Here is a 482-nt window from a genome sequence, read left to right on the forward strand (position 1 = left end):
GGAAACGGTCGCGGACAGTTATTATGCCCGTAGTCTGGCGGTAGGCGAATATCGCGGCGTGGTGACTGCTATTCCGGATATAGCCCGCCATACTCTGCACATAAATTTAAGTGCAGGTTTAGAACCTGTTGCCGCAGAGTGTCTGGCGAAAATGAGCCGCCTGTTTGATCTGCAATGTAACCCGCAGATTGTTAACGGTGCGTTGGGCAAGTTAGGCGCGGCCAGGATTGCGTTTACCTGGTTGTGTTGACGCTTTTGAGCAGGGCGTGCGGGCGATTTTAGGCCAACTGGTGAGCGTGGCGATGGCGGCAAAATTGACCTCCAGAGTGGCACAGCTTTATGGCGAACGGCTGGATGATTTTCCGGATTATGTCTGCTTCCCCACGCCTCAGCGGCTGGCAGTAGCCGACCTGCAGGCATTAAAAGCGTTAGGTATGCCGTTGAAACGGGCAGAGGCGCTGATTCATCTGGCAAATGCGGCG

The 482-nt window shown here is 54.8% G+C and carries 1 protein-coding gene and 1 pseudogene; both read left to right on the forward strand.

The window, feature by feature from the left end; all coding sequences use genetic code 11:
• Positions 1 to 250 (forward strand): AlkA N-terminal domain-containing protein (locus AC3DEV_RS16860; protein WP_488372846.1); only part of this gene is annotated, 250 nt, incomplete at its 5' end.
• A gap of 16 nt (positions 251 to 266) precedes the next feature.
• A pseudogene (locus tag AC3DEV_RS16865) lies at positions 267 to 482 on the forward strand (3-methyladenine DNA glycosylase 2); the annotation flags it as partial.

The sequence above is a fragment of the Dietzia sp. IBK-p2-15D genome (assembly GCF_057773105.1).